The 24,707-nt window shown below is 67.1% G+C and carries 20 protein-coding genes; 11 read left to right on the top strand and 9 right to left on the bottom strand.

Annotated elements, in window-relative coordinates; translation table 11 throughout:
- Positions 1-18: 18 nt before the first annotated feature.
- The 4 genes from NY78_RS18185 to NY78_RS25310 all read left to right on the top strand — a co-directional run bounded on the left by NY78_RS18185 (position 19) and on the right by NY78_RS25310 (position 3,562).
- Positions 19-219 carry a hypothetical protein gene (locus tag NY78_RS18185; protein WP_043639200.1) on the top strand — a complete coding sequence of 67 codons (201 nt, stop codon included), beginning with the start codon at positions 19-21 and terminating at the stop codon, positions 217-219.
- A gap of 36 nt (positions 220-255) precedes the next feature.
- Entirely contained in the window at positions 256-1,407 is a 1,152-nt protein-coding gene (proB, locus tag NY78_RS18190; RefSeq protein WP_043639204.1) for a glutamate 5-kinase, read from the top strand.
- A 230-nt stretch (positions 1,408-1,637) separates the two neighbouring features.
- A complete protein-coding gene (locus tag NY78_RS18195; RefSeq protein WP_043639207.1) occupies positions 1,638-2,486 on the top strand; it encodes a class I SAM-dependent methyltransferase in 849 nt (282 codons plus the stop codon).
- 215 nt (positions 2,487-2,701) lie between these two features.
- A complete protein-coding gene (locus NY78_RS25310) occupies positions 2,702-3,562 on the top strand; it encodes a cell wall hydrolase (RefSeq protein ID WP_053062265.1) in 861 nt (286 codons plus the stop codon).
- Between the two features lie 121 nt (positions 3,563-3,683).
- On the opposite strand, the gene NY78_RS18210 is transcribed toward NY78_RS25310, so the two are convergent.
- The 3 genes from NY78_RS18210 to NY78_RS18220 form a co-directional block, all read right to left on the bottom strand.
- Positions 3,684-4,217: a cyclic nucleotide-binding domain-containing protein gene (locus NY78_RS18210; RefSeq protein ID WP_043639210.1), complete on the bottom strand. Its 534-nt coding sequence runs from the start codon at positions 4,215-4,217 to the stop codon at positions 3,684-3,686.
- Positions 4,183-6,723: an ABC transporter ATP-binding protein/permease gene (locus tag NY78_RS18215; protein ID WP_043639213.1), complete on the bottom strand. Its 2,541-nt coding sequence runs from the start codon at positions 6,721-6,723 to the stop codon at positions 4,183-4,185. Before NY78_RS18215 ends, NY78_RS18210 begins: the two co-directional genes overlap by 35 nt.
- Before the next feature lie 64 nt (positions 6,724-6,787).
- Positions 6,788-7,693, bottom strand: coding sequence for a chemotaxis protein (locus NY78_RS18220; protein ID WP_043639216.1), 906 nt, complete (start codon positions 7,691-7,693; stop codon positions 6,788-6,790).
- 210 nt (positions 7,694-7,903) lie between these two features.
- Between NY78_RS18220 and NY78_RS18225 the strand changes: the two genes are divergently transcribed.
- Positions 7,904-8,194, top strand: coding sequence for a hypothetical protein (locus NY78_RS18225; protein ID WP_043639219.1), 291 nt, complete (start codon positions 7,904-7,906; stop codon positions 8,192-8,194).
- Between the two features lie 86 nt (positions 8,195-8,280).
- Positions 8,281-9,162: a M23 family metallopeptidase gene (locus NY78_RS18230; protein WP_043639222.1), complete on the top strand. Its 882-nt coding sequence runs from the start codon at positions 8,281-8,283 to the stop codon at positions 9,160-9,162.
- Here NY78_RS18230 and NY78_RS18235 read toward each other — a convergent pair.
- Positions 9,159-10,817, bottom strand: coding sequence for a glycosyltransferase family 2 protein (locus NY78_RS18235; RefSeq protein WP_043639225.1), 1,659 nt, complete (start codon positions 10,815-10,817; stop codon positions 9,159-9,161). The genes NY78_RS18230 and NY78_RS18235 overlap by 4 nt on opposite strands.
- Positions 10,818-10,954: 137 nt before the next feature.
- Between NY78_RS18235 and NY78_RS18240 the strand changes: the two genes are divergently transcribed.
- Positions 10,955-11,659, top strand: coding sequence for a LysM peptidoglycan-binding domain-containing protein (locus NY78_RS18240; RefSeq protein ID WP_043639228.1), 705 nt, complete (start codon positions 10,955-10,957; stop codon positions 11,657-11,659).
- Positions 11,660-11,720: 61 nt separating this feature from the next.
- On the opposite strand, the gene NY78_RS18245 is transcribed toward NY78_RS18240, so the two are convergent.
- The 5 genes from NY78_RS18245 to NY78_RS18255 form a co-directional block, all read right to left on the bottom strand.
- On the bottom strand, positions 11,721-13,424 hold the full coding sequence (locus tag NY78_RS18245) for a CgeB family protein (protein WP_043639231.1): 1,704 nt from the start codon (positions 13,422-13,424) through the stop codon (positions 11,721-11,723).
- A gap of 166 nt (positions 13,425-13,590) precedes the next feature.
- The gene (locus NY78_RS25590; protein ID WP_231584036.1) at positions 13,591-15,129 is read right to left on the bottom strand and encodes an AsmA family protein; all 1,539 of its coding nucleotides are present in this window, start codon (positions 15,127-15,129) and stop codon (positions 13,591-13,593) included.
- Complete coding sequence (locus tag NY78_RS25595; protein ID WP_231584037.1) at positions 15,126-16,436, bottom strand: hypothetical protein; 1,311 nt, start codon at positions 16,434-16,436, stop codon at positions 15,126-15,128. Before NY78_RS25595 ends, NY78_RS25590 begins: the two co-directional genes overlap by 4 nt.
- Positions 16,433-17,317: an AsmA family protein gene (locus tag NY78_RS25600; RefSeq protein ID WP_231584038.1), complete on the bottom strand. Its 885-nt coding sequence runs from the start codon at positions 17,315-17,317 to the stop codon at positions 16,433-16,435. Before NY78_RS25600 ends, NY78_RS25595 begins: the two co-directional genes overlap by 4 nt.
- A gap of 23 nt (positions 17,318-17,340) precedes the next feature.
- Positions 17,341-17,709, bottom strand: a complete 369-nt coding sequence (locus tag NY78_RS18255; protein WP_043639234.1) for a hypothetical protein — start codon at positions 17,707-17,709, stop codon at positions 17,341-17,343.
- A 142-nt stretch (positions 17,710-17,851) separates the two neighbouring features.
- On the opposite strand from NY78_RS18255, the gene NY78_RS18260 reads away from it, so the two are divergent.
- From NY78_RS18260 to NY78_RS18275, 4 genes are all read left to right on the top strand, one after another.
- Positions 17,852-18,208, top strand: a complete 357-nt coding sequence (locus NY78_RS18260) for a hypothetical protein (RefSeq protein ID WP_043639237.1) — start codon at positions 17,852-17,854, stop codon at positions 18,206-18,208.
- A gap of 135 nt (positions 18,209-18,343) precedes the next feature.
- Positions 18,344-19,858: a uroporphyrinogen-III C-methyltransferase gene (gene cobA / locus NY78_RS18265; protein ID WP_043639239.1), complete on the top strand. Its 1,515-nt coding sequence runs from the start codon at positions 18,344-18,346 to the stop codon at positions 19,856-19,858.
- On the top strand, positions 19,855-20,535 hold the full coding sequence (gene purN / locus NY78_RS18270; RefSeq protein WP_043639240.1) for a phosphoribosylglycinamide formyltransferase: 681 nt from the start codon (positions 19,855-19,857) through the stop codon (positions 20,533-20,535). Before cobA ends, purN begins: the two co-directional genes overlap by 4 nt.
- Positions 20,536-21,081: 546 nt before the next feature.
- Positions 21,082-24,690, top strand: a complete 3,609-nt coding sequence (locus tag NY78_RS18275; RefSeq protein WP_156180986.1) for a hypothetical protein — start codon at positions 21,082-21,084, stop codon at positions 24,688-24,690.
- Positions 24,691-24,707 lie beyond the last annotated feature (17 nt).

Raw genomic sequence — 24,707 nt, forward strand, 5'->3', positions numbered from 1 at the left:
CGGTCGGGAGCCGTCGCCATGCCCAAAGCGCCCGAAGCATTCCCGCCGCTTTTGCCCGTCATCCCCGAGTACAAGCCCTGGCTTGACCGGGTGATCAAGGAAACCGCGGCCGACGCCAAGATGGCCGACGCGGCCTTTGCCGCGCACCATGGGCCGCTGAGCGGTCCAACCAGTGTGCCGGAAACGTCGCGCGGGACCATTGCCGACGAAACGACCTGACCGGATGCGTCCGCATTGCTGCGAGAAGGAGGGCCGATGGCCCAGTGCGACTGGCGTGAGAAACGCCGGCAAGTCATGTCCCAGGCCCGTCGGGTGGTCATCAAGGTCGGCAGCGCCGTCCTGGCCGGCCCGGACGGCGTCGAACTGGCCGTCATTGCCTCCCTGGCCCGCCAGATTTCCGATCTGGCCCAGGCCGGCTATCAGGTGCTGCTGGTCTCCAGCGGGGCCGTGGCCGCCGGCCGGGCCGTCCTTGGCGAACGCTACGATCCGACCTTCCTGCCCCATCGGCAGGCGGCTTCGGCCATTGGCCAAAGCCGCATCATGCACGCCTATGACCAGGAGTTCGCCCGCCATGGCCGCATCGCCGCCCAGGTGCTCCTGACCCGCGACGATCTGGACAACCGCGAGCGCTACCTGAATCTGCGCAATACCCTGTCCACGCTTTTTGATCTCGGCGCGGTGCCGGTGGTCAACGAAAACGACTCCGTGGCCATTTCCGAGCTGGTCTACGGCGACAACGACTGTCTGGCCGGCCTGCTGGTCGGCGCGGTCGGCGCGGAGCTGTTCGTCAACCTGACCTCGGCCAGGGGCGTTTTTGCCGAGAATCCCGACGACAATCCGGCGGCCGCGCCCATGGAGTGCATCGACAACATCGGCGAGCTCGACCTGGACGCCATGTGCGGGGCCAAGACCACGCTTGGCACCGGCGGCATGTATTCCAAGCTCCTGTCGGCCCGGCGGGTGGCCCAGCTCGGCGTGCCGACGCTCATTCTCGCCGGCCGCGAAGAGGGGGCGCTGGCCCGGGGGCTGGCCGGCGAGGCCGTGGGCACCTTCGTGCTCTCGGGCTGCAAGGCCATCCCCCGGCGCAAGTTCTGGCTGGCCTACCACCACGAGCCGCAAGGGACGCTGACCGTGGACGACGGCGCGGCCCGGGCGCTTCGGGACAAGGGCAAAAGCCTGCTCCCGGCCGGCATCGTGGACGTGGCCGGTGATTTTCCGGTCGGGTCCATGGTCCGGGTGGCCACCGTGGCCGGCGACACCATCGGGGTCGGGCTTTCCAATTACGCCGCCGACGACGTGCGAAAGATCATGGGCCTAAAAAGTTCGCGCATTGCCCAGGTCCTGGGCGAGGCCGCCTACGCCGAAGCCGTGCACCGCGACAACCTGCTGCTCGATCCGGCCATCTGACGGCGTGAACGGCGGGGGCGAAGGTGAAGGCGAAGGCGAGGGGAAAGCCTCCGGCGGCCGGGGCTTTGCCCCGGACCCCACCGGGGGGATGATCCCCCCGGACCCCCGCAACGGGAAAAAAAAGGGGCGGCCGTGCCGCGACAGTGGACGGGAGCGGGAAAAGAAATTTCGGAGATCAGGGACCCCGTCGCCAGTGTGTTGGCGTGACGGAGCGGCCAGGAGGGACGGACATGGAAGCCGAGGCAAAATGCCGGGAATGGGACGTGTTCGAGACCGACGGGCAATGCGCGGTCTGCGGCAAGAAAGCCGTGTTTGCCCCGATAAAGCCGGGGTTTAGCCTGCGCGAGACCCGCTGCTCCTCCTGCCGGGCCAGCCGGCGCACCCGGGATGTGGCCCGGGTGGTGGCCCAGTTGGCCGCCGGACCGGCGGTGCGGCGGTTGCCCGAGGCCCTGGCGGCCATGGCCGGCTGGCGGGTGTTCGAGGCCCAGGCCGCAGGTCCGCTCCATGACAAGCTGCGCTGCCTGCCCGGCTATGTCTGCTCGGAATATCTGCCCGAAATGGTTGCCCCCGGGCAATGCACCCAGGCCGGGATTCGTTGCGAGGACCTGGAGCGACTGAGCTTTGTCGACGCCAGCTTCGATCTGGTCGTCACCCAGGACATTCTGGAACACGTGGCCGATCCCTGGCAGGCTTTTGACGAGCTGTGGCGCGTGCTGGCCCCGGGCGGCCGCCATGTCTTCACCGTGCCCATGCACGAGGGCCACGCCACCACCGTCCGGGTGCGCTACGACAAGGAAGGCCGGCGCGACGTGCTGCCGCCGGTGCACCACGGCGACCCGGTGCGCCAGGGCGGATCACTGGTGGTCACGGATTTCGGCGACGACCTGCCAACGCTGCTCACCCGTCGCGGCCAGCCCACGCTGGTGGCCTCCCACGTGGCCTTCTATAAGCCCGCCGAGATGCCGGGCATCATCGAGGGCGACCTCTACGAGCAGTACGTCAAAGCCTGGAAAGCCGGCGAAAAGGCCGGATTTTTGCGCTACAATTCCGTGGTCTTCCTGACCGAAAAGCCGGCCTGACCGGGTCGGGCTTTTTTTGCCAGAAAAGGTCTTTCACGGGCAATAAAATCTATTGCCATGTATTTGGTGGGCCATTATTCTGCTGGAGAATACCAGGAGGCGTCAGGAAGGAGTACCCTCTCTCTCCCACCCGGCCGGAGAAGGCTCGGCCGTGCGGCGGCCTGAACCGGCCCAGCCCGCGTCTGCGGAGCGTCGGACATCCGAAGGAGGCGTCTATGTTTCATTTCGGAAGCCGTTCCCTCAAGGCCCTGGCCACCTGCCATCCGGCCTTGCAGGCCGTGGCCCACAAGGCCATCGCCGTCACCCCCGTCGATTTTATCGTCACCGAAGGATTCAGAGGCAGGGAGGCCCAGGAGGAGGCCTATGCCAATGGCTTTTCCAAGGCCAGATGGGGTAAGTCACCCCACAACCACGAACCGTCATTGGCTCTCGACGTGGTCCCCTATCCCGTGGATTGGGACGACGTGGCCAAGTTCAAGGCCATCGCCGCCGCCTTCAAGCAGGCCGCCGGGGAACTCGGCGTCGTCCTGCGCTGGGGCGGCGACTTCAAGTCAATCCTGGACACCCCCCACTTCGAGATCGACGCGCCGGCGAACGACAAATGGACAGAGGCTCCGGCCGCTTCCCTGGACAACGCGGTAACCGCGTCCCTGGGAACCCGGGCTGATTTGGTCGGTCTGGCCGATGCCGAGCTGCTGGCCCGGGTCATTTGGGGCGAATGTCGCGGCATAAACGCCGACGAGGCCCGGGCCATCGCCCATGTGGTGGTCAACCGGGCGAACACGCCGTGCTGGTGGGGCAAAACGGTCAAGGAGTGCTGCCTCAAGGCCAAGCAGTTTTCATGTCTCAACGAAGGGGACCCGAATCTGGCGAAGATTTTGGCCGGAGATTTCCGGGACGGGTCGTGGTCGAACTGTCTGGCCGAGGCCGGCGACGCCCTGGCCGGGGTGAGTCCGGACCCGACCGGGGGCGCGGTCTGCTACCATGCCTCGGCGATGGACCCCTATCCCTCGTGGGCGCAGGAGATGATCTTCACCGTGCCCATCGGCAGCCATCGTTTCTACCGGGAACGCTAAGCCGCGCCGTCGGGGCCAAGGCCTTGCGGCAGCAGTATGTTCAGAGAGACAAGGGGCAACAGGCGGCGAAGTCTTAGGCCATGCTCCCGGCAACCGGCAGCCGCCGGTTGCCGGGGCAGCCTTAAAAAAGACTCAGTCCCATCTCGCCGCCGCGCGCGGCGCATTCTTCGGCGTGGGCGGTTAAAAACGCCTCTTCCCAGTGAAAGATGTGTTCCACCACGTTGCCAAGGATCTTGGGCAGGATGTTCGGGAAGCGCTCGGCGGTCTTGAGGAATTTTTCCTTGGTCAGGGTCAGGCACTCGACCGGCGTGGCCGCCCGCACCGTGTAGACGGCCTTGGTGGCCGCCAGCAGGCCCAGGCCGCCGAAGAAATAGGTCTGGCCGCGCCGCAGCATCGGGGTTTCGCAGTCGCTGGTCTGGCGCACCACGTCCACCTCGCCGCACAGCACGTAACAGCAGCGGTCCATGGCCTCCCCCTGCTCGCACAGGGCTTCGCCCAGGGCAAACGTCTCCACCGTGGACAGATAGGCCAGGACCTTGACCACATCGAGCGGCACGCCGTTAAACAGCGGCAGTTCGCGCAGGACTTCCAGGTAGTCGTTGAATCCGCAGGCCTTGGGGCTATGCCCGCCCTGCTGCTCCGTAGACAAGCTCATAGAGCATCCCCTTTTTTTCCATAAGGCCGGCATAGGAACCGACTTCGACGATGCGGCCGGCCTTCATGACCGCCACCTTGTCATAATTCTTGATGGTGTCCAGGCGGTGGACCACGGCGATGACCGTGGAGCGGCCCCGCCATTTGGTTTCCAGCAGATTTTGGATGCGCGACTGGGAGGCGTTGTCCAGGGCGGCGGTGGCCTCGTCGAGAATAAGGACCGGCGGCTCCTTGAGAAAGGCCCGGGCCAGGGCCACTTTCTGGCGTTGGCCGCCGGAAAGCCGGTCGCCCATGGACCCGACCTGGAAGTCCAGGCCGATCTCCAGCACCCGTTCCAGCATGTCTTCTTCGATCAACAGGCTGACGATGGTCTTCTGGATCTGGTCGAGGACCTTGGGGCTGGTGGTCTTTAAGCGGCCAAAAAGAATGTTGTCCATGACGGTCATGGAATAGAGGTAGTCGTCGCGCCGGAAAAAAGTCACCGCCCCGGGCATGTCCGTGGTCACGCGCTCGGCGAACATGGCCCGGCCCTGGAGCAGCAGGCCCTCCAGGATGTGGGACAGGCCGACAATGGTATGGCGGCCCGGGGTGAAGCGCAGGGCCAGGGTCAGAAGCAGCCGTTCGTCCTCGGTAGCCAGCTTGTGCAGCCGCACCCGGGCCAGCCGGCCGGCCAGTTCGCGGTAGGCGTCGAACTCGTCCATGGTGATGGGCGACTGCTCAAAGAAGGTCGCGTCCGGGGAGGGCACGTCTTTTAAGATATCCACGGTGCGGGTGGCCAGTTCCGCGCCGGTCTGCATGAGCAGCATTTTGAGGCCCGCGTCGTGGAGGAAGGCGATGAAGAAGGGATTGGCCGGCAGGTTTTCCGGGGTCAGGGCTTCGTGGGCGGGGGTGCCGAAGATGATGTTTTCCGCCACGCTGCTGTAGTAGAGGTATTGGGTCGGATCGAAAAACTCCACCCACTCGGCCAGGGATTCGGCATGGCCGGCGTGGTAGGCCTCGCGCACCCGGACCACCTTTTTGACCAGATTTTCCTTGCGTCCTTCCTTGAAGACCGAATTGAGGGCAAAGCGCAGGATGTCGGCAAAAAGCCCGACCTGCTGCACTCCGGCGATGATTTCGTCCAGGCTCGGCAGCCCGTCCTCGCCGGCAACGCCATGGGCCTCGCGCCGGGCGTTTATGGAATAGAGCAGGTTGTCCTTGATGGTGCCTTCGAAAATGAACGGATGCTGGGACACGATGCCCATGTTGTCGGCAATGTCGGACTTGGGCAGGGTGTCGATGTCGTTGCCGTCAAAGGTGGCCGTGCCGGCGTTGTATTTGAGAATCTGGCACAGGCAAAGGGCCAGGGTGGACTTGCCCGAGCCGGAAAAGCCGACCAGGGCCACCAGTTCCCCGGGCGCGATGTCCAGAGACACGCCCTTTAAGAGCTGGATGCCGCCCGGCACTTCCAGGACCAGATCCTTGGCCGCAAGCGCCCCGGTCAGGGCCAGGGGGGGCCTGGGGTCTGCGGGTTCGGCGGAAAATTCCGGGTCGCCCTGGAAATATTCCATGATCCGGGTGTAGCTGACCGAGGCGTCCTGGTAGGTCTGGTAGAAGTCCATCAGTTCTTTCCAGGGGTCGTAGAGCTTTTCGTTGGCTGAGAGGAAGGCGACCAGGGCGCCGAGGTCGAAGCGGCCGTTGATGGCCAGATAGCCGCCGACCAGAAAGAGCACGAAGGGGCCGAGATTCTGGAAAAAGTTGTTGGAGACCTTGATGGCGAACTTGTACAGGTTCCAGATCACCCGGACCTTGAAGAGCTTGTCGGCCATGACGCCGAAACGGGAATTTTCCAGGCGGAAGCTGGCGTTGCCGTGGACCTCGTGGATGCCGGAAATGGTTTCGCCGATCAGCGTCGAGAGCTTGCGCCCGGTGTCCACCCGCTGCTTGTTGGCTGCGTTGGCGCGTTTTTGCAAGGCCGGGATGACAATGATGGCAATGGGATAGAGCGCCATGCTGATCACGGCCATGAGCGGATTGAGATAGAAGAGGTAGGCGGCAAAGGCGAGCAGGGTGAGCAGGTTGGTGACCGGCACGGCAATGGCCTGGCCGACGAACTCGCCGGTGTTGGCCACCTCGGTCATAAGCGAGGTCACCACCATGCCGGGCGAGGCCTGGCGGAAAAACGACATGGGCAGGGTCAGGATGTGGGCGTAGAGCTTCTTGCGCAGATCGGTGAGCGACTGCTGGCCGATATAGTTCTGCAGGGCGTTTATGGCGAGTTTGAGGCCTGAGGCCGACACCACGCAGGCCAGATAGTAGCCGCAGTAGGTGAGCAGCAGATCAACGCGCTTGAGCGATATGGCCTGGTTGATGATCTTTTTCTGCATCTCCAGCGGCAACACGCGCACCGCCACCGTGACCACGATGATGATGAGCAGGATGCCCTGCAACTTCAGGTTGCTGGTCCACACCCAGGAAAACATGGACCGCTTGTAGATGGCGTCGGGGATGTCGGGGCGAAGCTTCATGCGGCGGTCCGCCTTTCTTGATGAATTGGGACAGCACTGTGCCGCGATTTGCCGTTAAAGGCAATCAGACGGCCGGGCGGCGGCGTTTTTCAATCAGCGTCATGGCAATACGGGCCAGATCGCCGAACTGGGGTTTGGAGATTTGTTCGTCGGCCCCGACAGACAGGCCTTTGTGGCGCAGTTCCTCGGTAATCAGCGAGGAGAACAGTATCACCGGCAGATGGGCCAGGGCCGGGTTCTCGCGAATGCGCCGGGTGAGGGTGTAACCGTCGAGCAGCGGCATTTCGATGTCGGAGATGACAATATCGGGTTGGCGGTCTTTCTGATTGAGGAGCCGGTCCAGGGCCTGCTGGCCGTTGCCGGCCAGGGACACCTCGAAATTGGCTGCGTCCAGGCGTTCGCGGATCATATGGCGCATGACGCCGGAATCTTCGGCCACCAGGGCGTGCAGGCGGATGGCCGAGGGCGGCGGGGCGTCGTCGGGCTGGACGGCGTCGAGTTCGAAGATTATTTTTTCGAGGTCCAAGAGCAGGATGAAGCGGTTCTCCTGGCGCACCAGGCCGGTGACGCAGTTGGTGGCCAGACTGGTGATGGAGCGGTGGGGCGGTTCCACGTCGCGCCAGTGGAAACGGTGGATATTGGTGACGCCGGTGGCCAGAAAGCCGGTGGTGCGGCTGTTGAACCGGGTGACCAGGATGATTTCGTGGTCGCGGCGCACTCGGGACAGGCCCAGCCAGACGGCCAGATCGAGCACCGGCAGCACGATGTCGCGCAAGGGTATCGTGCCCATAAAGCATGGGTGGGGCGCGCCGGGGATGGGGACCAGTCCCGGGGACTCGATGACTTCCAGGACCTTGGCCACGTTGACGCCGTAGGCGGTCAGGCCGCGCTCGGCTCCTTCGTCGATAAAAAATTCGATGATCTCGAGCTCGTTGGTCCCGGCTTCGAGCAGGATATCAGTCTGGGCCATGGTGGTTCCCGGCGTTTTGCGGCAAGAGTTGGAGAAACAGACTCTTGCCACGATAGACGAGTCGCGCCGCCGTGTAAATGCGTCCGGGGTTTTGCCGGAGGCGGGCGGTTGACAGGGGCGCTTGGCATCTTATAGCCAGATAAAGGGCCGGCTTTGCCACCGGACCAGCTCCAGGCCGGGAGGGGTGGCTTGGGGCAAAGGAGCGTCGTCATGCGAACACATCTTTGTGCCTTGGCTTTGATCCTTGCCCTGCTCCCCATGGCTGCCTGGGCCGGATCGTGGAGTTTTTCCACACCCTACGGCTCGGCCTCCGGGAGCATCGACCCCAGCGCCGTGACCGTCAGTTCGACCGGCAGCCTGGCTATCGACGCCACCACCGTGGGTTGGAATTTTTCCCTGGACAAGGGCTCGACCACGGTCTCCGGGTCGGCTACGGTCAACGGCCAGGACTATTCCGGCAGTCTTGACTGGAGCGACCTTTTCAGCTGGCTTTTCGGCTAGTCCCGATCCGTCGGATCAAAGCGCCTGCCGGCGCGTGGCCGTAGCCGGGAAAAAACCCCAGGCGGCGGCCACGCGCCCGGATCTCCATGCTCGAACGAGAACTCGAAATATTTGTCTACGGCCCACACGGCATCCGCCGTTTGTTCGTCTACCGCCGTTGGATGTTTCTGTTGCCGCTGGCGGTCCTGGCTGTTCTGGCCATGGGCGGGGCGTGGCTGTGGCGGTTTCAGTCCGGCTATGAGGTCCTGGCGATGCGGCGGCTGGCTGTCCTGGGAGAGCTTGCGGCCCAGAAAGCGGCGGCCATGCGTCTGCGCGACCGGGTCCGCCGGGTTGGCGACGAGGCCGGGCGCATTGCCTCGTTTAACGCCAAGCTCGGGGTGATGCTCGATCGGCCCGCCGCAGATACCGGCGACCTGGGCGGCATGTCCGTGCCCCGGCTGCCGGGGGTGGCCGTGGAAGACAATTTGGGGCGGCGGCTGTTTGATTTCCTCGATGCCCTGGGCGGGCGCATGGCCCGGGAGGAAGTGGCCCAGCAGGAACTGGCCCGCAGCCTTTTGGACCGCAAACTGGAATTTCTGGCCAAGCCCACCCTGTGGCCGACCCGGGGCTTTATTACCTCGGGGTTCGGCGGCCGGGCCTCGCCTTTTGGCCGGGGCGGCGATTTCCACAACGGGGTGGACATCAAGGTGCCCATGGCCAGCCCGGTCTATGCGGCCGGAGCCGGCCGGGTCATCGAGGCCGACACCATGACCGGGTATGGTCTGCGCGTGGTCATCAGCCATGATTACGGGCTGGAAACCGTCTACGCCCACCTCAAGAAGGCCGAGGTCAAGGCCGGCCAGCAGGTCAAACGCGGCCAACTCATCGCCCTGTCCGGCAATTCCGGGCGCACGACCGGCGCACATCTGCACTACGAGGTGCGCGCCGACGGCGTTCCGGTCAATCCCCGGCAGTATCTGCTCGATTAACCGGTCTTTTTTTCGTCCAGCCGTTGCCGCACGGCACGCCAGCCGTTTTCCAGGCTTTCCCAGGCGGTATCCAGATCGCGTCCGGCCGCGACCAGCATTTGTTCCCGGGGAAAAAGCCCGTCGAGCTTGGTCCTGGCCCCAAGCAGTTGGCCCACGGCCGCCGGACTTCGGGCCTGGCCCGGGCCGGCGTGCTGGTGATGGGCCACCGCCAGAGTCCCGGCGTAGACGGCCCGGCGGCCGGCCTGGAATCCGGTCAGATCCCGGGTCAGATCGTCGAACTGGCTGGGGGAGAAGCGCAGGTCGAAAGGGGCCGGCCCGGCCAGGGCCTGCCCCCGGAAAAGATGGCAGCAGCCCGACACCGAGGCGCAGGGCCGCAGGCAGGCCAACAGGCCCAGGTCCGGTCCCGGGCCGGAGTTGACGAGCGGGCGCACGCTGTGGGCCGCGTCCGGAGGAAGCAGGCGCACGTCGGCCGCCTGGGCCACCCGGGCGGCGCCCGGGGCGGCGGCCACAATGCGCGCCCCGGCCACGTCGGCGGCGCTGTCGGCGGCCAGGGCCGAGGCAAGGCTTTCCAGCCACTCGGGCGGCAGGCTCACGTCGTCGTCCACGTAGGCGGCCAGATCGTCCGGGCCAAGGCCGGCCGCCTGGGCCAGCCAGTTGCGGGCGACTGGCGCGCCCACGTTGACCGGCAGCCGGAGCACCGTGAAACGCTCTGGGGCAAACCGGCCGGCCATGGACCGGCATACGGCGGCCGTGTCGTCGGTGCTGCCGTTATCGAGCACCGTGACCCGGGCCGGTCCCAGGCGGCTCTCGGCCAGACTGTCCAGGGTCCGCGTCAGCAGCTCGGCCCGGTTCCAGGTGTAGACAAAGACGTGGAGCCGTCCGGGCAGGGTCTCCAGGGCCACCGGGGCTGGCGGACAGAGCAGGGTAGAGAGCCGGGCGGTCAGGTCGGGATGCCAGTTTTCCGCTCGCCAGAGCCGGGCCAGGACGGCTGCCGCGCCGCCGGCATCGCCGCTTTCGGCCAGGAGATCGGCCGCGGCCAGGGCGGCAAAGCGCGGGAAACAGGCGGCATCGAGCCGGTCCAGGGCGGCTTTTATGGCCGGCGGCCCGTCCCAGGCCAGGGCCGCCTCGGCCGCCAGCCGGCCGCCGAGGGGGGCCAGGGCCGGATCGCTGCCCACCCGGGCGGCAATGTCCCGGGCCAGGGGGGCCATGCCCCGGGCCAGGGCAAAGGCAAAGCCCCGGCCGCACCAGAAGAGTCCGTCTGCGGGATCATTGATGCCCCGCTTGAGCCAGGCCAGAGCCGGACCCGGGTCCGGGGCGTCGGCCAGGGCGGCGAAATCGCGGGCGCTTTCCGGACGTCGCAACCGGCGGCACAGTTCGCGCAGCAGGCTGCGACGGACCGGGGCCTCGTTGAGCCTGCGGCCGGCGGCGCGGGCATCGGCCGCGAAGACCGGGTCGAGCGGGGCGCGTTCAAAGTTCCAGGCGGCCAGCCGGTCGGCGATGCCGGAGAATTTGGGGCGGACGGCGGCCAGGGCGGCCAGCTTTCCGGCCAGATGCCGGGGCAGCCAGGAACCCTCCAGGCCAAAGGCCCACAAGGGCAGGTCCCGGCGCAGGCTTGATGGGGAAGGATAGACTGCAATTTCAGTTTGTTGCATCATATTAAGAGCGCCTGGACGGACAGCGCAGCCCCCTCGCAATTTGACGAACCCTGCGTTACAGGGCATGTAACGCACGCCTTCCAGCACATGATCAAACCGTGCCGCAAGTCAGTTACGGCGGGCTATGAGGAATTGATATGCTCCGAGGAAAATACCGGCTTTTCCAGGCCATCCTGCTGGTCGGGCTGGCCGTGGCGTTGGCTCCAGGGTGCAGCAAGTACGACGGGCTGGAGCGCAACATGCAATACGTCTCCGACGGTCTGTTGCGCAAGGACGCCGAGGTGGCCTGGCGGCAGGTCAACGAGGCCCACGCCGCCTGGATCAAGGCCGGCAGCAGCCATGACAAGGATAATGCCGAGTTCGTCGTCTACCAGGATGCGTATGGTCGCTATGCCGTGATCTACAACGAACTTTTTGACCGTCAGAACAAGCCTTTTGGCGGCCGTCTGGGCAAAGAAACCGATACCCTGCCGCCGCCGCCGCCCGGGGTGAGCGTCCCCGAGGCCGCGCCCAAGGCCGCGCCGGCCGTGCCCGTCAATGCCCCGGCCGGCCGCGAGCTCAATGATGCGGCCAGGCCGGCCCCGGCAGCCATGGCTCCGGTTTCGGCCGTTTCGCGGCCGGCGGTTGAGACGTCTCCTGCCCCCGCGCCGGCGTCCAAAACGGTTCGCGCCGCCGCCACCCGGGCGGCCGGTCCGGGGACCTACCTGATCCAGCCCGGCGACACCCTGTCTTCCATCGCCAAGCGCCATGGGATCAGCGAAAAGCGCCTCATGGACGCCAACAACCTGACCGATGCCCGCAAAATAGCGGCCGGCAAGCCGCTCACCATCCCGGCCCCCTGAGCTCGGGGCTTGGCCCGACGGGCACCCCGCCTGCCAACAGAGTCTGCCAAAAGGCCTTCGGTTACCGACCGAAGGCCTTTTGCATGGCGTCCAGCAATTGGCCAAGCCGTTTGTCATAGGTGTGCTCGGCCAGGATGCGCTGCCGGGCCGCCCCGGTCAGACGGGCGCGCTCGGCCGGATGGGCCAGATAATGGCGCACCATGTCCCCGATGGCCTCGGGATGGTCGTAGACCGCGCACTCGCGTCCGGCATCGAACAGGGCTTCGAGCTGCTCCCGGGCGTCGGTCAGGACGAAACCGCCGCAGGCCGGCACGTCAAAGACCCGCTGGTTGACAGCCCCCTTCATCTGGAGGCTCGTGGTGTTGAGGCTGACCGCGCTTTGGGGATAAAACTGTGGCAACTCCTCATAATACTCGAGTGGGGTAATGCGCCGCCAGCCGGAAGGAGCCTTTGGGAAAACCGTGTCCCAGGCCGCGTCTCCGGCAATGAGCGGGGCAAAGGGCAGGAGCTGCCCGACACAGGCGTGGCGCACCAGCCGGGTGGCCTCCCAGGTCAGGGCCTGTTCGGCCGCCAGCCGGTCCTCGCCCTCGGCCAGGGCGGCGTAGCCCGGAGCGGTGGCGGGATGGGCCAGCAGGAAGTCCCTGGCGCTTTTTTCCGGCGAGGCGGCAAAGGCGGCGGCGGCCCCGGGCAAAACGGCGGCCAGGGCCGGGACATGGCCTAGCCTCGCCATGGCCTCGGCCGCCTGGGACACCATGGACGCCCCGACAAAGGAGACATCGGCCTGCCAGGGGTGGCCGGGAATCGGGGCGCGCCGGGTGAAACGGCCGGTGTCCGTGGCCAGGGGCAGCCAGGCCGTGTGGGCGTAGCCCAGGCCGCGCATCTCGGCGGCAGCGTCGGCGTCGTAGGAAAAGAGCATGGTCCCGGGCGTGGCCAGCCCGGCATAGTCATGGAGGATCAGGCGCGGGCTGTCGACAAACCAGGAGGCCAGGGGCAGGCCGATGTCGTGCAGCAGCCCGGCCAGGCGCCCCTGGCGGTCAAGCCCCAGATGGTTGACGGTCAGGGCGAAATCCGGGCGAAACCGGGCGACCGCCGCCAGGAGCGCTTCCACGGTTGTGGCCTCGCCGCGTTCCCCTTGGCCCATGTCCAGGGCCAGATGGGCGACGCCCAGGCGTGTGAGCGCCGTTTCGATCTCCCGGTACAGGAAATACGGCCGGCGCAGGATGAGCACCCGGGGCGGCTGGGCGGAAAATTTGCGGTAGCCGATCTTCTGGCGCAGGGCCTCGTAGCGGGCGATCCCGGCCGTAGCTGCGGCGTACCAGTCCGGGTTTAAGCGCGCATAGGCCGGGTGGGCGATGGGGCACAGGCGGGCAAAGCCGGCGTTTCGGGCGGCGTCGGCGGCCTGGGCGGCGGCGGCCAGGGGGTCGGGGTCGGAGCAAAAACGCACGGCCGGGTCGTTGGCAAACCGGGCGCGCACGCCGGTTGCCGCGTCAATGGCCGTTTCCCGGTCCAGGACGAAGACCGGGGCGAAGCCGGCTTCCCGCACGGCTGCGATGCCTGCCCCCAGGCCCGCCCCGACAAAGACCGGCAGACTGCCCGGACCGGCCGCCGCCGTAACGGCCAGGGCCTTGTCGCGTTCGGCCGCCGCTCCGCCCCGGCCGGCCAGATGGCGCACCTTGCCGGCCACGGTCAGGCGCACGTCGGCCACGGACCCGTCCGGGGCGTACAGGGCGGTAGCGGCGTAGTCAGGACAGGGCGGGACAGGCATGGCGCGGGGCCTCGTGTCGCTGTGGCGAAATTCGGTTTTGCGGCTGTTTCTACTCAAGCCGTGCGACAACTCGCCGCAACTTCCCCCCACTTTTCCCCTTTGCAGGGGTCCGGGGGGATCATCCCCCCGGCCGCCGGAGGCACTCTTTTGTTCCTCCCCTCTTCCCTTACCGCAGCGGCAATTGCAGAATGCGGGTGACGGCCTTGCCAGGGATGCTGACGATGCCTTGGAGCACGCGGTAGACCATGTCGCCGATGATGCGGCTGCGGTCGATGGTGAGTTTGGGGCCGTCGAGCGGGCCGATGATGGTGGCCGGCACCTGGCTGCCGCCGGCCAGGGTGGCCATGAGCGACAGGTTGATGCTCTCGTCGCGCAGGTCCACCTGTCCCTTGCCGGCCACCAGCATCCGCGGGCCTTCGATGCGGAAATCGTCGCTGTGGGCCACGCCGCCCCTGGCGATCCAGGTGGAGGAGAAGACATCGAAGGGAACCCGTTCTTCCTGGGGCTGGCCGTCGACCTTGTGGTCGTGATCGCGCACCTTGAGTTCGCCGCGGGTGATTTGCAGGCTGCCGTTTCCGGCCAGGTTGTCGCGCAACTGCTCTTCGTTGGCTCCGCTGGTGCGGGCGGCCACCACAAAGGTGCAGGTCCCGGAGGCCAGGGAGTCGCCCTCGATCCAGTCGTAGAGGAACCGGGCGATCTCGATGCCTTCGAGCTTGAGTTCGACGATGGTCTTGAGCGCCGTGTCCCGGGCGTCGCCGCGCACTTCGGTGAACAGGCGGCCCCCGTAAAAGCGCGGCGACTCCTGGCGGTAGGTGAAAAGTCCGCCCTTGGCATTGAAGGTCACGGTGTTGGCGTCAAAAAGCACGTTGCCTTTTTTCAGCCAGCCGAAATGAATTTTGGCTTCCAGGGCCGCCTCGCGCAGCGTCTTTAAATCAAGCGGCTTGCGACGCTCGGCCAGAGACGGCGGCCCGGTGGTGGGCTTTTGCGGGGAATAGGCGTCGAGGTCCAGGCGGTCCACGGACAGCTCCCATTTGCCGTGGCTGGGATCGTTGCGATCCATGGAGCCGTGGCCGGTGAGCCGGGTGTCGTCCAGGAGAAAGGTCAGTTTGTTTACGGCGATGGTCTTGTCGTCAGCCGTGCCGGCTGCCGACAGCGAGGCCTTGGCCAGCTTGTCCGTCGGCACTTCCGGGGAAACGGCCACGCCCCAGGCGGGCAGGACCTGCCTGGGCTGCAGCTGGCCGGCTTCCAGCGTGAACTGGGTCGGCCCGGCCTCGCCGGCCTTGCGCCAAATCTTGGCCGTGGCCTGGGCAGGTCCGGCATTGACGGCCAGATCGCCGGCCGTAAAGCCGCCGGCGGCGTCAAGCGTAAGCGGGCCGGCCAGGGCCAACCGGATGTCCCGGTCCGTGCCGGCTGGCCGGGCCAGGGCCGAGGCGTCGAGTTTGCCGGTGATGGCCTCCTTGAGCCGCCCGGAGGGGTCCAGGGAGAGGGGCGCGGCGAGACTGGCCCGGATGTCGCGCAGGCCCAGGGCGCCTGCGCCGCTGTCGGTCCCGGTCGAGCCCACGGCCAGGACGGCGTCGCCGGCAAAGCCGTCGGCATCGTCTGTGCCCTTGAGCGTCAGGCTGGCCTTGGGCGCGACCACGGGCAGGCGTTGGCCGGAGCGGGTGAGAAACAGTTTGGGCGATTCGGCCTCCAGGCTGGCGGTCACCGGGCCGAGATGGCCCTTGGCCGCGCCGGCGGCCTCGAGGCCAATTTGGCCGTTATCGGACCGGAGAGCGGCAGGCCGGGCTTGGCCAGGAGTTTGCCGGCCTCGGCCCCGGTGAGTTGCAGGGCGGCGGCGATGCGCCCGGAGGGCAGGCGTTCGACCGAGCCGGTCAGTTTGCCGCCGTAGACCTCGGCGCTGTCCACGGCAGCGGTCATGGCCCCGTCGCCCAGGGTCAGGTCCAGGACGGTGCTTCGGACTTCGATGCCGTGCCCGGTCAGGTGGTCCAGGCGCAGCTTGCCCCGGGCCTGGGGCAGGGCTTCGCCGCTGGCGGCCGGACTGGGGCCGGCAACAGGCAGGTGGTCGAGGTCCAGGCTTTCCACGGCCAGATCAAAGGCCAGGGAGCCGGGCGGCGAGGCGGCTGCGCCCAACTGGCCGCGCAGGGTCGTGCCGCCGAGTCTGGCTTCCAGGCCGGAAGCCGACCAGCGGCCGGATTGCCCGGCCAGGAAGGTGAGTTGTCCCTTGGCTTCAAGCGGCACGGCCGGTAAGGCGGCCAGCCCGAGGACTTTGGCGGCTGCGGCCGGGGATGGGCTGGTCAGCGCCCAGGTCCCGGCTGCGCCGGTGGCGTCCAAACTGCCGGAAAACCGGGCTTTGGTTCCGCTCGGGGCCAGGGCGGCCTGGATGGTGCAGCCAGGGCCGCTGTCCGGGCCGCCCGTGGCCGTCAACCGGGCGTCGATAGAGGCAACGCCGCCGCCCGGCAGCACGGCTGTAGCCGGATAGAGCCGTACCGTGCCGCCGCTGCCGCGCAGGCTGGCTGTGGCGGTGGGAATGGTCAGGCCGGCAACGGCGGCGCGGTGGACGACGGCCTGGACGTCGAGATCGCAGCCGAAAATCCATGGGCCGGGGACTGGCCAGCCGCCGCTGCCGCCCGACAGGGGCAGGCTGTCGAAGGGAACGTCTTCAGCCGTTATTTCGCCGGTTATCGACGGCCTTGGACCAAAGGCTGCCGCGCCGGTGGCCGTAATGAGCCCCCGGGGGAGGCGGAGGTCCAGGCGCTCCAGGCGCACCCCGGCGGCGTCGGCCGAGGCTTGGATGCTCGCTTGGGCCTGTCCGGAGGTTGCCGGGTCCGGGGCGATGGCGGCGTTTGGCGGATCGGCCGACGGAGGCGGGACGACGGTGGAGGCCGGCGGGGCGACGAGGCTGTCGCTGGCCCCGGGGTTGGCCAGTCCGAGAAGGTCGCGCCAGCTGCCGTTGATGTCAGCGGTGAGCGTGGTTTCGGTGCGCAGTTTCGGGGCCCCGGGCAGGTCGGTCACCGTGGCTTCGCCGGTGAGTTGCAGGCCCGGGCGCGGGCATCAATGGCCGACAGGCGAAGGACGGCGGCGGCCGGGTCATAGTTGAGCGTCAGGCGCGACACCACCCGGGCCGGGACTGCGCCGCCAGGGACCAGGGGGGCGGCAACCACCACGGCTGTTTCCACCCGGGTGTTGGTCAGGCCGATGCGGCCAAGGTCGGCGTCAAGCGAGGCCCGGCCCTGCATGTGGCATTCCAGCGAAGTGTCCGGCAGGATGCCGGCGGCCATGAAGCTGGCCGAGAAATCAAAGGGCTGGCCCAGGCCTGTGCGCAGACGCGCCCCGGTGACCGCCAGGCTGCGGCCGGTCACGTCGTCATCGTAGCGCACCGAGATGTTTTCCAGGCGGATGGCCCGGGGCTGGGGGGCAACGGTCCAGCCGGAACCGGCCGAGGCGTCCTGGGGCGTGGTCAGGTCGTCCCAGTTGGTGCGGCCGTCGGCCCGCCGCCGCAGGTGGAGGGTGAGGTCGTCGGCCCGAAGCGACCCGGGCGAGACCACCTTGGCCAGAAGCGGCAGGACCTGGATGGTCATGGCGAGCTTTCTGGCCGAGAGCATGGGTTCGTCGCCAAAACCGGCCGCATTGGCCACGGTCACCGGTCCCATGGACAGCCCCAGCCAGGGGGTAAAGGCAATGCTCACCTCGCCGGCCAGGGTCACCTGCCGGCCCAGGGCGTCGGTTAGCGCCTGTTCGGCAATGGCCCGCAGCCGCGCAGGACCGATGGCCTGCCGGGCGGCCAAGGGCAGGCCCAAACCCACGGCCACCGCCAGGACGGCCAGCAGGGCGGCCAGTCGTGGCAGGCGGGAGCGGCGCTTGGCCGGGGCGGCGTCGGGTTGGGGACTTGGCATGGGAGTGGGGCAGGGCCTGGGGGCTACAGACTGACGCTTAATCCCGTGCGTCCGGGCAGGCCACGCTGGGCTTCGACGATGGCCCGCCGGCCGTTTTTGGTGGCCAGCAAAAAGGAAGCGCCGTCAGTGACGTCATTCACTTCCACCTTCCAGCCCCGGGCGGCCATATCCTTCGTATAAAAGGCGCTGATTTCGGCCGGGCTGGCCCCGGTCTCAAACAGCACGGCAGTCGCTTTGGGAAAACGGATCACCCGTTTGAACTCGGCTCCCGGAAAGACCCCGGCCTCGTTGCCAAGCACCGAATGGTAGTCGTCCTGGGCCGATGCCGGCGCACAGCACAGCAGGCAGCACACGGCAAGGAACACTATGCGCGCCACAGCGGTCGTCGGCACGGCGGACCTCCTTTGGAATCGGGGCTGTTGTGCTACGAGAGCGGCCCGAAGTCAAAGGCCTCCGGGGTTGCCGTTTTCAGGAATCCATGGAAGAACCGGAAAAAATTGGGCCACTGAACCCAATGCGATGCGAGGAGCGTTCATGCGAAGCCTTGTTCCGGCATTTCTGGCTCTTGTCCTGCTTGCGGCCGCGCTGGCCGGCTGCACCCGGGAAACCGGCGGCGGCGAAGCGAAATACCTGCATCTTTTCAACACGGCCTGGGCCAAATGCAACCATCTGGGCCTGTATGAAGTCCGGGTGGAGTCCGTGGCCAAGCGGCCGGACGGGAACAAGGTGGTGACGGTGCGCTACCTGTATGACAACGGCATGGTGCCGGACCAGGGCCGGGCGGCCATGCTCGTTGCCCCGGAGAACCGGCTGGCCGACAGCTGCGTGATCAATCTTGGAATCAACCGGTGCCTGTGCGACGAGGTCCCGGGCTGGCGCGTCGGGCCGTAAGCCCGGAAGGCGCATCGAACCGACATTTCGGGCCGACATTTCGGGCAGACACGGGCCATCCCGCTTGTAACGGCGGCCGTTCCCCGGTATGCCGCTTGGCCGTACCGTCACAGCCAACCATCCAAAGGCGAATCCATGTCCAAAGTCTATCTCATCGGGGCCGGTCCCGGCGATCCGGGGCTCCTGACCCTGCGCGGCAAAGACCTTCTGTCGCGTGCCGACGTCGTGGTCTACGACTATCTGGCCAACAAGGCCTTCCTCGATTTCTGCCGCAAAGACGCACAAATATACTATGTCGGCAAAAAGGGCGGCGACCACACCCTGCCCCAGGACAAGATCAACGACCTGCTCGTGGACATGGCCAAGTCCGGCAAGATGGTGGCCCGCCTAAAGGGCGGCGATCCCTTTGTTTTTGGCCGGGGCGGCGAGGAAGCCGAAGAGCTCATTGCCGCGGGCTGCGATTTCGAGGTCGTGCCCGGCGTGACCTCGGCCGTGGCCGCGCCGGCCTATGCCGGCATCCCCATCACCCACCGCTCGTTTACCTCGTCGGTGTCGTTTATCACCGGCCATGAAGACCCGACCAAGAACGAAAGTTCGCTCAACTGGGAGGCCTTTGCCCAGTCCGGTTCCACCCTGGTCTTTTTCATGGGGGTCAAAAACCTCCCGCACATCACGGAAAATCTCATCAAGGCCGGCATGTCCGGCGACACTCCGGCGGCGCTGGTGCGCTGGGGCACCACCTGCCGCCACAAAAGCCTCGTGGCCACCGTGGCCACCATGCCCGAAGAGGCCAAAAAGCACGGCTTTGCTCCGCCGTCGCTTTTTGTGGTCGGCGGCGTGGTCGGGCTGCACGAGACGCTTTCCTGGTACGAAAAGCGTCCGCTTCTGGGCAAAGGCGTGGTCGTCACCCGCAGCCGCGAACAGGCCAGCGACCTGACCCGCCTGCTCGCCGAGGAAGGGGCCTGCTGCTTCGAGTTCCCGGCCATCGAAATCGCACCGCTTGCCGACGTCGCCCCGGTGCGCGCCGCCATCGCCCAGCTTTACGAAAACGACTGGGTTATTTTCACTTCGGCCAACGGCGTGGACTGCTTTTTTGAGCAGATGGATGCCCTTGAGCTTGACGCCCGGGCCTTTGCCGGCATCCAGGTGGCGGCCATCGGACCGGCCACGGCCAAGAAACTGGCCGAACGCGGCCTGCGGGCCGATTTCCTGCCCGAGCGCTTCGTGGCCGAATCCGTGGTCGAGGGGCTGCTGGCCCGCGACGTCCAGGGCAAAAAAGTGCTCATTCCCCGGGCTCGCGAAGCCCGGGACGTGCTGCCGGAAAAGCTCGCCGAGGCCGGCTGTTCCGTCACCGTGCTGCCGGTCTACGACACCCGGCCCGTGGACCAGGACCCGGCCGAACTGATCGAGGCGATCAAGGCCGGCGACATCCACTACGTCACCTTCACCTCGTCCTCCACCGTCAAAAACTTCTTCGCCCAGATCCCGGCCGAGGTGCTCAAAGCCTCGCAGGTCAAAACCGCCTGCATCGGTCCCATCACCGCCGCCACCCTGGCCGAATACGGCTTTACCCCGGACGTCAGCGCCGCCGCCTACACCGTGCCGGCCCTGGCCGAAGCCGTCATAGCCGACGCGAGACCGTCGTCATGACCCTGCCCGTCGCCGTCCTCGTCTCCGGTTCCGGCTCCAATCTGCAAGCCATTATCGACCGGATCGAGGACGGCGTCCTGGCGGCGCGCATCACGGCCGTCGTTTCCAACAAAGCCGACGCCTACGCCCTGACCCGCGCCCACACCCACGGTATTCCTGCCGTCGTGCTGCCCCACGCCGCCTTCCCCGACCGGGCCGCCTACGACGCCGCGTTGCTGGCCGCCGTGCGCGACTCCGGGGCCGAGGCCGTGGTCCTGGCCGGATTCATGCGCCTGCTCGGGGCCGATTTCGTGGCCGCCTACCGCGACCGCATCCTCAATATCCACCCAGCCCTGCTGCCCGCCTTCCCGGGCCTTGCCGCCCAGGGCCAGGCCGCCGGCTACGGCGTGACCATCGCCGGGGCCACGGTCCATTTCGTGGACGAGAAAATGGACAACGGCCCCATCGTCATCCAGGCCGCTGTGCCGGCCTTTCCCGACGACGACGCCCAGAGCCTCGGCGGGCGCATCATGAGCCTGGAACACCGCATTTACCCCCAGGCTCTCCACTGGCTGGCCACCGGCCGCCTCAGCCTCCACGGCCGCAAGACCCGCCTCGCCCCGGCCTCTGTCGCACCAGCCGACATACAGGATGTCATGCCGTGCCTGGTCAGCCCGGCCCTGGAGACAGGATTTTAGGAAAGGGGAAGGGGAAGAGAAGACGAAAATGCCTCCGGCGGCCGGGGGCCTGAGGCCCCCGGACCCCCCAACGGGGAAATTTTGTAAGGGGCTCCTGGCGCTGGCCGACAATCTGCTCGGCGGTTGGCAGGGGTGCCGAGGTAGAGCGTTGACGGGAACTACGGTTGTTCCGGCAGCCAAAAGGCCTGAGACATTTTGGGGACCCACCTGGAGTTGGTTTGATTTGACCGGGCGTGACGCCAAATCGACGGACGGAAGGTGCGCACGAAAAGACGCGAAGAGGCCGGGGACCGGAGCTAACCGGCACAGGGGCTTGTGGGCAACGAAGCGGTCCAGGCCATGCCCCGGGCTTCAACACCGGCGCCGAAGGCACAACGTGTCTTGGTTCTTGTTTTCGAAACTGACGACGTTGCGTAACACGATGCGTAATACATTTTGTCAATTAACCCGGACAAGGGGGTCCGGGGGGGATTATCCCCCCCGGCGGGTCCAGGGCAGCGCCCTGGTCTTCCTTTCCCTCTTTCCTTCTCCTCATACATTCCCCCTATGAAACGACAGTACTGGGCGCTCCTGTTCGTGGCGGTCTTCGCGCTGCTCTCCTGGCGGGGCATCTTGTGGACCCCGGGCCACGTCTATCAGAACTGGGACCGGGTCCCGACCCCGTTCCCGGAAGAGATGCGGCAGGTGGCCGATATCTCCAAGCACGCCTGGGCCTCGAAGTACGACATGGGCGCGCCGGGCGCATTTTCCGGCATCACCCGCTGGTTCGACCTCGTCACCCGCGACCTGGGATCGCATATCGGCGGCCCGGTCATCGTGCGCTGGGAGGGACCGGTCTATGCCGTCGTCGGAGCCGGCGGCATCGTGGCCTTGTGCCGGCTGCTTGGCCTGGGGCTTTTGCCGTCGGTGCTGGCGGCCATGCTCTATGCCTTCAATCCGCGCCAGTTTTCCATGACCGTGGCCGGGCATGTGGAGGAGAGCGGCTTTGTCCTGGCCCTGGTTCCCTGGGTGCTGGCGCTCTTGTCCGGGGCGGGAGGCGCTGCCTCGCTGCGCCGGTTTTTCGCCCTGACCCTGACCGCCGGCCTGCTTGGCGGTCTGGCCTGCTCGGCCTCGCCGTTTGGCATCGTCTTTTACGGGTCGTTCACCTTTTTCCTGGCCCTTGGCGAGACCATTGCCCGGCGTTCGGCCCGGCCGGCGTTGGCCTTTGCCCTGGCCGGGTTTGTGGCCCTTTTTCTCCATCTGCACTGGCTGGTTCCGGCCGCCAGTTCCATCATCCATGCGGCGGATTTCAAGCATCACCAGACCAAGGAAGAGATCAACGACCATTACCAGGGCATCTACCGCCGCTATTCCGCGCCGCTGCGCCAGGCCATGCTCGGGCACACCGACAATTACGGCATGGGCACGGAGTACGCCTATCCGGTCACGCTCAAGGACAATCCCGAATGGGTGGCCGCCGCCCTGGCCCTGCTCGGACTGGCCCTGGTCGGGCTGGCCTACAAAGGCCCGAATCGGGGGCTTAAATATTTCGCCGGATTCTGTCTGCTGGCCGGGTTTATCTGCATGGCCGGCAACAAGACCCTGGCCGGGGCGGTCTTTTACGAGAAATTCCTAAACCGCGTCCCGATCCTCTTTTTCCAGATGGCCCGGCCGGCCCGCTGGCTGCCGGTCTATTACGCCGGCCTGTCGCTTCTGGCCGGCCTGGGGCTGGCCCAATTGCTGCGCTACGGCCGGCAAAGCCCCCGGGGCCGGGCTGCGGCGGCCGTGTTCGCCGCCGGGGCGCTGGCCGTGTATCTGCATCCCTACTGGACCGGGCAGCTGACCCGGCCGCAAAACGCCACCTCCCAGACCATGGCGCTCATGCCCCAGCCGCTGTCCCCGGCCGAGGGCCGGCTCTCGAAGTTTTTCACCAATGATCCGGAAGACTACCGGGTGACGGTCTGGCCGACCATCGCCGGCCCCACCGGCGATGTGCCGGACCCGCCGGACAACGGCCTGACCCGCAATTTCGCCCTGCTTGGCAAGGACGCCATCATGGGGCCGACCTACATCGGCGAGCCCTACAGCCTCTATCTGCTGGGCCTGCTCCACCGTCCCTGGCCGGTTACCGACGCCTTTGGCCGGCTGCTCGGTCTGGCGGCGGTCAAGCGGGTCATCTACAACCAGACCAATCCCTATCTGTCCTACAGCCCTTTTGGCTGGATGCCGACCACCAAACGCGGCCCGGAGACGCTCTTTGATCCGGGCGATCTGATCGGCCCGTTCATTGCCGCCCAGCAGGACCTGACCCCGGACCCCGAGCTGGCCGCGTCGCCCGAGGCCGTGCTGCGCAATACCGATTTTCTGCCCCGGCTGCGGCTGGCCAAAAAGGCCCGGCTGGCGGCCGGCGGCTTTCCCCTGCTCCTGGCCCTGGCCAACAGCACCCGGCCCCAGGCCGCCGATGTGGCCCTGCTGTTTGGCGCGGATGCAACCGAAGCCGAACTGGCCGGCCTGGGCCCGGGGTTTGGCGGCGTCACCCTGTCCGGGCGGGGCGGCCCGGAGCTGCTCCTGCCTTTTCTCCCGGCCGATGCCTACCTGCCGGCGGCCGAGGCTGTGGCCGAAGGCGCGTTTGGCCCGCTCACTCCGCGCGCCCTTGACGATCCCCGCCACGGCGGTTCGCCCCTCGACAAGTCGGCCAAGGTCAGCGAAGGCCCGGGCACGGTGCGCTTTGCCCTGATCGGTCATGGCTCCTGGCGGTTGTTCCTGCGGGCCGGGTCGGAGAGCTATGCCGGCCCGGCCACGGTCCGCCTCGATGACGCCCCCGTGGCCGAGATTGCCGCCGGCCCGCTTGGCCGGGGCCTGGATTGGATCGACTGCGGCACGGCCACCTTTGAGCCGGGACCGCCTCATGCCCTGGAAGTGGCCATTCCCGGCCGGGGTGTTGTCGTCTCAGGCCTGCTGGCCGTGCCCGAGGATGCCTACGACGCAGCCGTGGCCCGGGTGGCGGTCGTGGCCGGGGGAGACGTCCGGCTGGCGGCCGAGGCCGAGGAGGCCGCGGTTTCGCCGGTCTCGCCCATGGCCCCGGAGCTTTTCGTGCCGCTTCTGGCCCAAGGCGCGCCTGTGACGGCGACCAGCGAAAACGCCCGGATTGATCTGGCCGATCCGCGCGGGGCCGGGGTTGTGGCCGTTGAGGGCGATTCCCCGGGCGAAGCGGTCTACACCGTCAATTTCCCGGAGCCGGTGGCCTCGCTGACCCTTGAAAGCTACCCGCGCCTGTTTGGCGACAAGGTCGTGACCTCTTATGTGGCCGCCTCGGTGTCTGTGGACGGCGGTCCGTCCAGGCTTCTGTACCGGGTCGAGGGAACCCACAACGACCGTTGGGAAGACGTCTACAAGCGCAAGGTCGTCTCCGAGATCGCCGGCCCGGCGCAAAGCGTCACCATCCGGTTCGCCATGCGCCAGGCCCAGCTTGCCTCCCAGGTCAATTCGCCCAACCAGCCCATGCGCCTGGTCGCCCACACCCCGGTGCCGGGCGGAGCGGTGCTGTCTTTTGGCGCGGCGGCCCGGTTGCCGGCCAGGCTGGAGCTGGCCGTGCCCCAGCCGGGAACCTACCAGACCGTCGTGCGGCTGGTCGGCAAGGCCGGGGAGCAGGTGGCTCTGGCCGACGGCCGGCGGCTGACGCTTGCCCGCGACGGCATGAATGCCGTCGATGCCGGCCCGGTTTCGCCCGACGCGGCCGGGCTGGTGCATCTGGCCCTGGACGGCCCAGTAGACGTGGCCTGCGACGCCGTGGAGCTTTCGACCCCTGCCGCCGCCATTGGAGCCGGCCCGGCCAGCCCGGCCGTGGCCTATACCCGGCAAAACGCCGGGCGCTACCAGTTGGCCCTGCCAGCCGGCGGCGGCTATCTGGTCTTTTCCGAAGCGTTTCATCCGGGTTGGCAGTTGACGGTTGGCGGGAAGGTCCTGGAGCCGGTCAAGGGCCTGGGATTTCTCAATGTCTATGCGTTGCCGCCGGGCGCTTCCGGACCGGCCGAACTGTTGTACCGCGACGAGGCCATCATGGCCCGGCTGGTGCCCGTCATGCATGCGGCCTGGATCGTCCTGATCCTCACGGCCCTGGTCCTTTGGCTGCCCGATCTGCTGCCCGGTCGGGGCAAGGCCGGCCGCAGCGATTGAAGCCCGGGCCGATCCCG

Origin of the sequence: Desulfovibrio sp. TomC (assembly GCF_000801335.2) — a bacterium.
Classification (GTDB): Bacteria; Desulfobacterota; Desulfovibrionia; order Desulfovibrionales; family Desulfovibrionaceae; genus Solidesulfovibrio.

Excerpts from the sequence above, each read along its gene's own strand:
- proB (WP_043639204.1), top strand. The coding sequence starts at position 256 with ATGGCCCAGTGCGACTGGCGTGAGAAACGCCGGCAAGTCATGTCCCAG.
- cobA (WP_043639239.1), top strand. The coding sequence starts at position 18,344 with ATGTCCAAAGTCTATCTCATCGGGGCCGGTCCCGGCGATCCGGGGCTC.
- NY78_RS25310 (WP_053062265.1), top strand. The coding sequence starts at position 2,702 with ATGTTTCATTTCGGAAGCCGTTCCCTCAAGGCCCTGGCCACCTGCCAT.
- NY78_RS18235 (WP_043639225.1), bottom strand. The coding sequence starts at position 10,817 with ATGATGCAACAAACTGAAATTGCAGTCTATCCTTCCCCATCAAGCCTG.
- NY78_RS18215 (WP_043639213.1), bottom strand. The coding sequence starts at position 6,723 with ATGAAGCTTCGCCCCGACATCCCCGACGCCATCTACAAGCGGTCCATG.
- NY78_RS18185 (WP_043639200.1), top strand. The coding sequence starts at position 19 with ATGCCCAAAGCGCCCGAAGCATTCCCGCCGCTTTTGCCCGTCATCCCC.
- NY78_RS18225 (WP_043639219.1), top strand. The coding sequence starts at position 7,904 with ATGCGAACACATCTTTGTGCCTTGGCTTTGATCCTTGCCCTGCTCCCC.
- NY78_RS18245 (WP_043639231.1), bottom strand. The coding sequence starts at position 13,424 with ATGCCTGTCCCGCCCTGTCCTGACTACGCCGCTACCGCCCTGTACGCC.
- NY78_RS18275 (WP_156180986.1), top strand. The coding sequence starts at position 21,082 with ATGAAACGACAGTACTGGGCGCTCCTGTTCGTGGCGGTCTTCGCGCTG.
- NY78_RS18195 (WP_043639207.1), top strand. The coding sequence starts at position 1,638 with ATGGAAGCCGAGGCAAAATGCCGGGAATGGGACGTGTTCGAGACCGAC.
- NY78_RS18220 (WP_043639216.1), bottom strand. The coding sequence starts at position 7,693 with ATGGCCCAGACTGATATCCTGCTCGAAGCCGGGACCAACGAGCTCGAG.
- purN (WP_043639240.1), top strand. The coding sequence starts at position 19,855 with ATGACCCTGCCCGTCGCCGTCCTCGTCTCCGGTTCCGGCTCCAATCTG.
- NY78_RS18260 (WP_043639237.1), top strand. The coding sequence starts at position 17,852 with ATGCGAAGCCTTGTTCCGGCATTTCTGGCTCTTGTCCTGCTTGCGGCC.
- NY78_RS18240 (WP_043639228.1), top strand. The coding sequence starts at position 10,955 with ATGCTCCGAGGAAAATACCGGCTTTTCCAGGCCATCCTGCTGGTCGGG.
- NY78_RS25600 (WP_231584038.1), bottom strand. The coding sequence starts at position 17,317 with ATGCCAAGTCCCCAACCCGACGCCGCCCCGGCCAAGCGCCGCTCCCGC.
- NY78_RS18230 (WP_043639222.1), top strand. The coding sequence starts at position 8,281 with ATGCTCGAACGAGAACTCGAAATATTTGTCTACGGCCCACACGGCATC.
- NY78_RS18210 (WP_043639210.1), bottom strand. The coding sequence starts at position 4,217 with ATGAGCTTGTCTACGGAGCAGCAGGGCGGGCATAGCCCCAAGGCCTGC.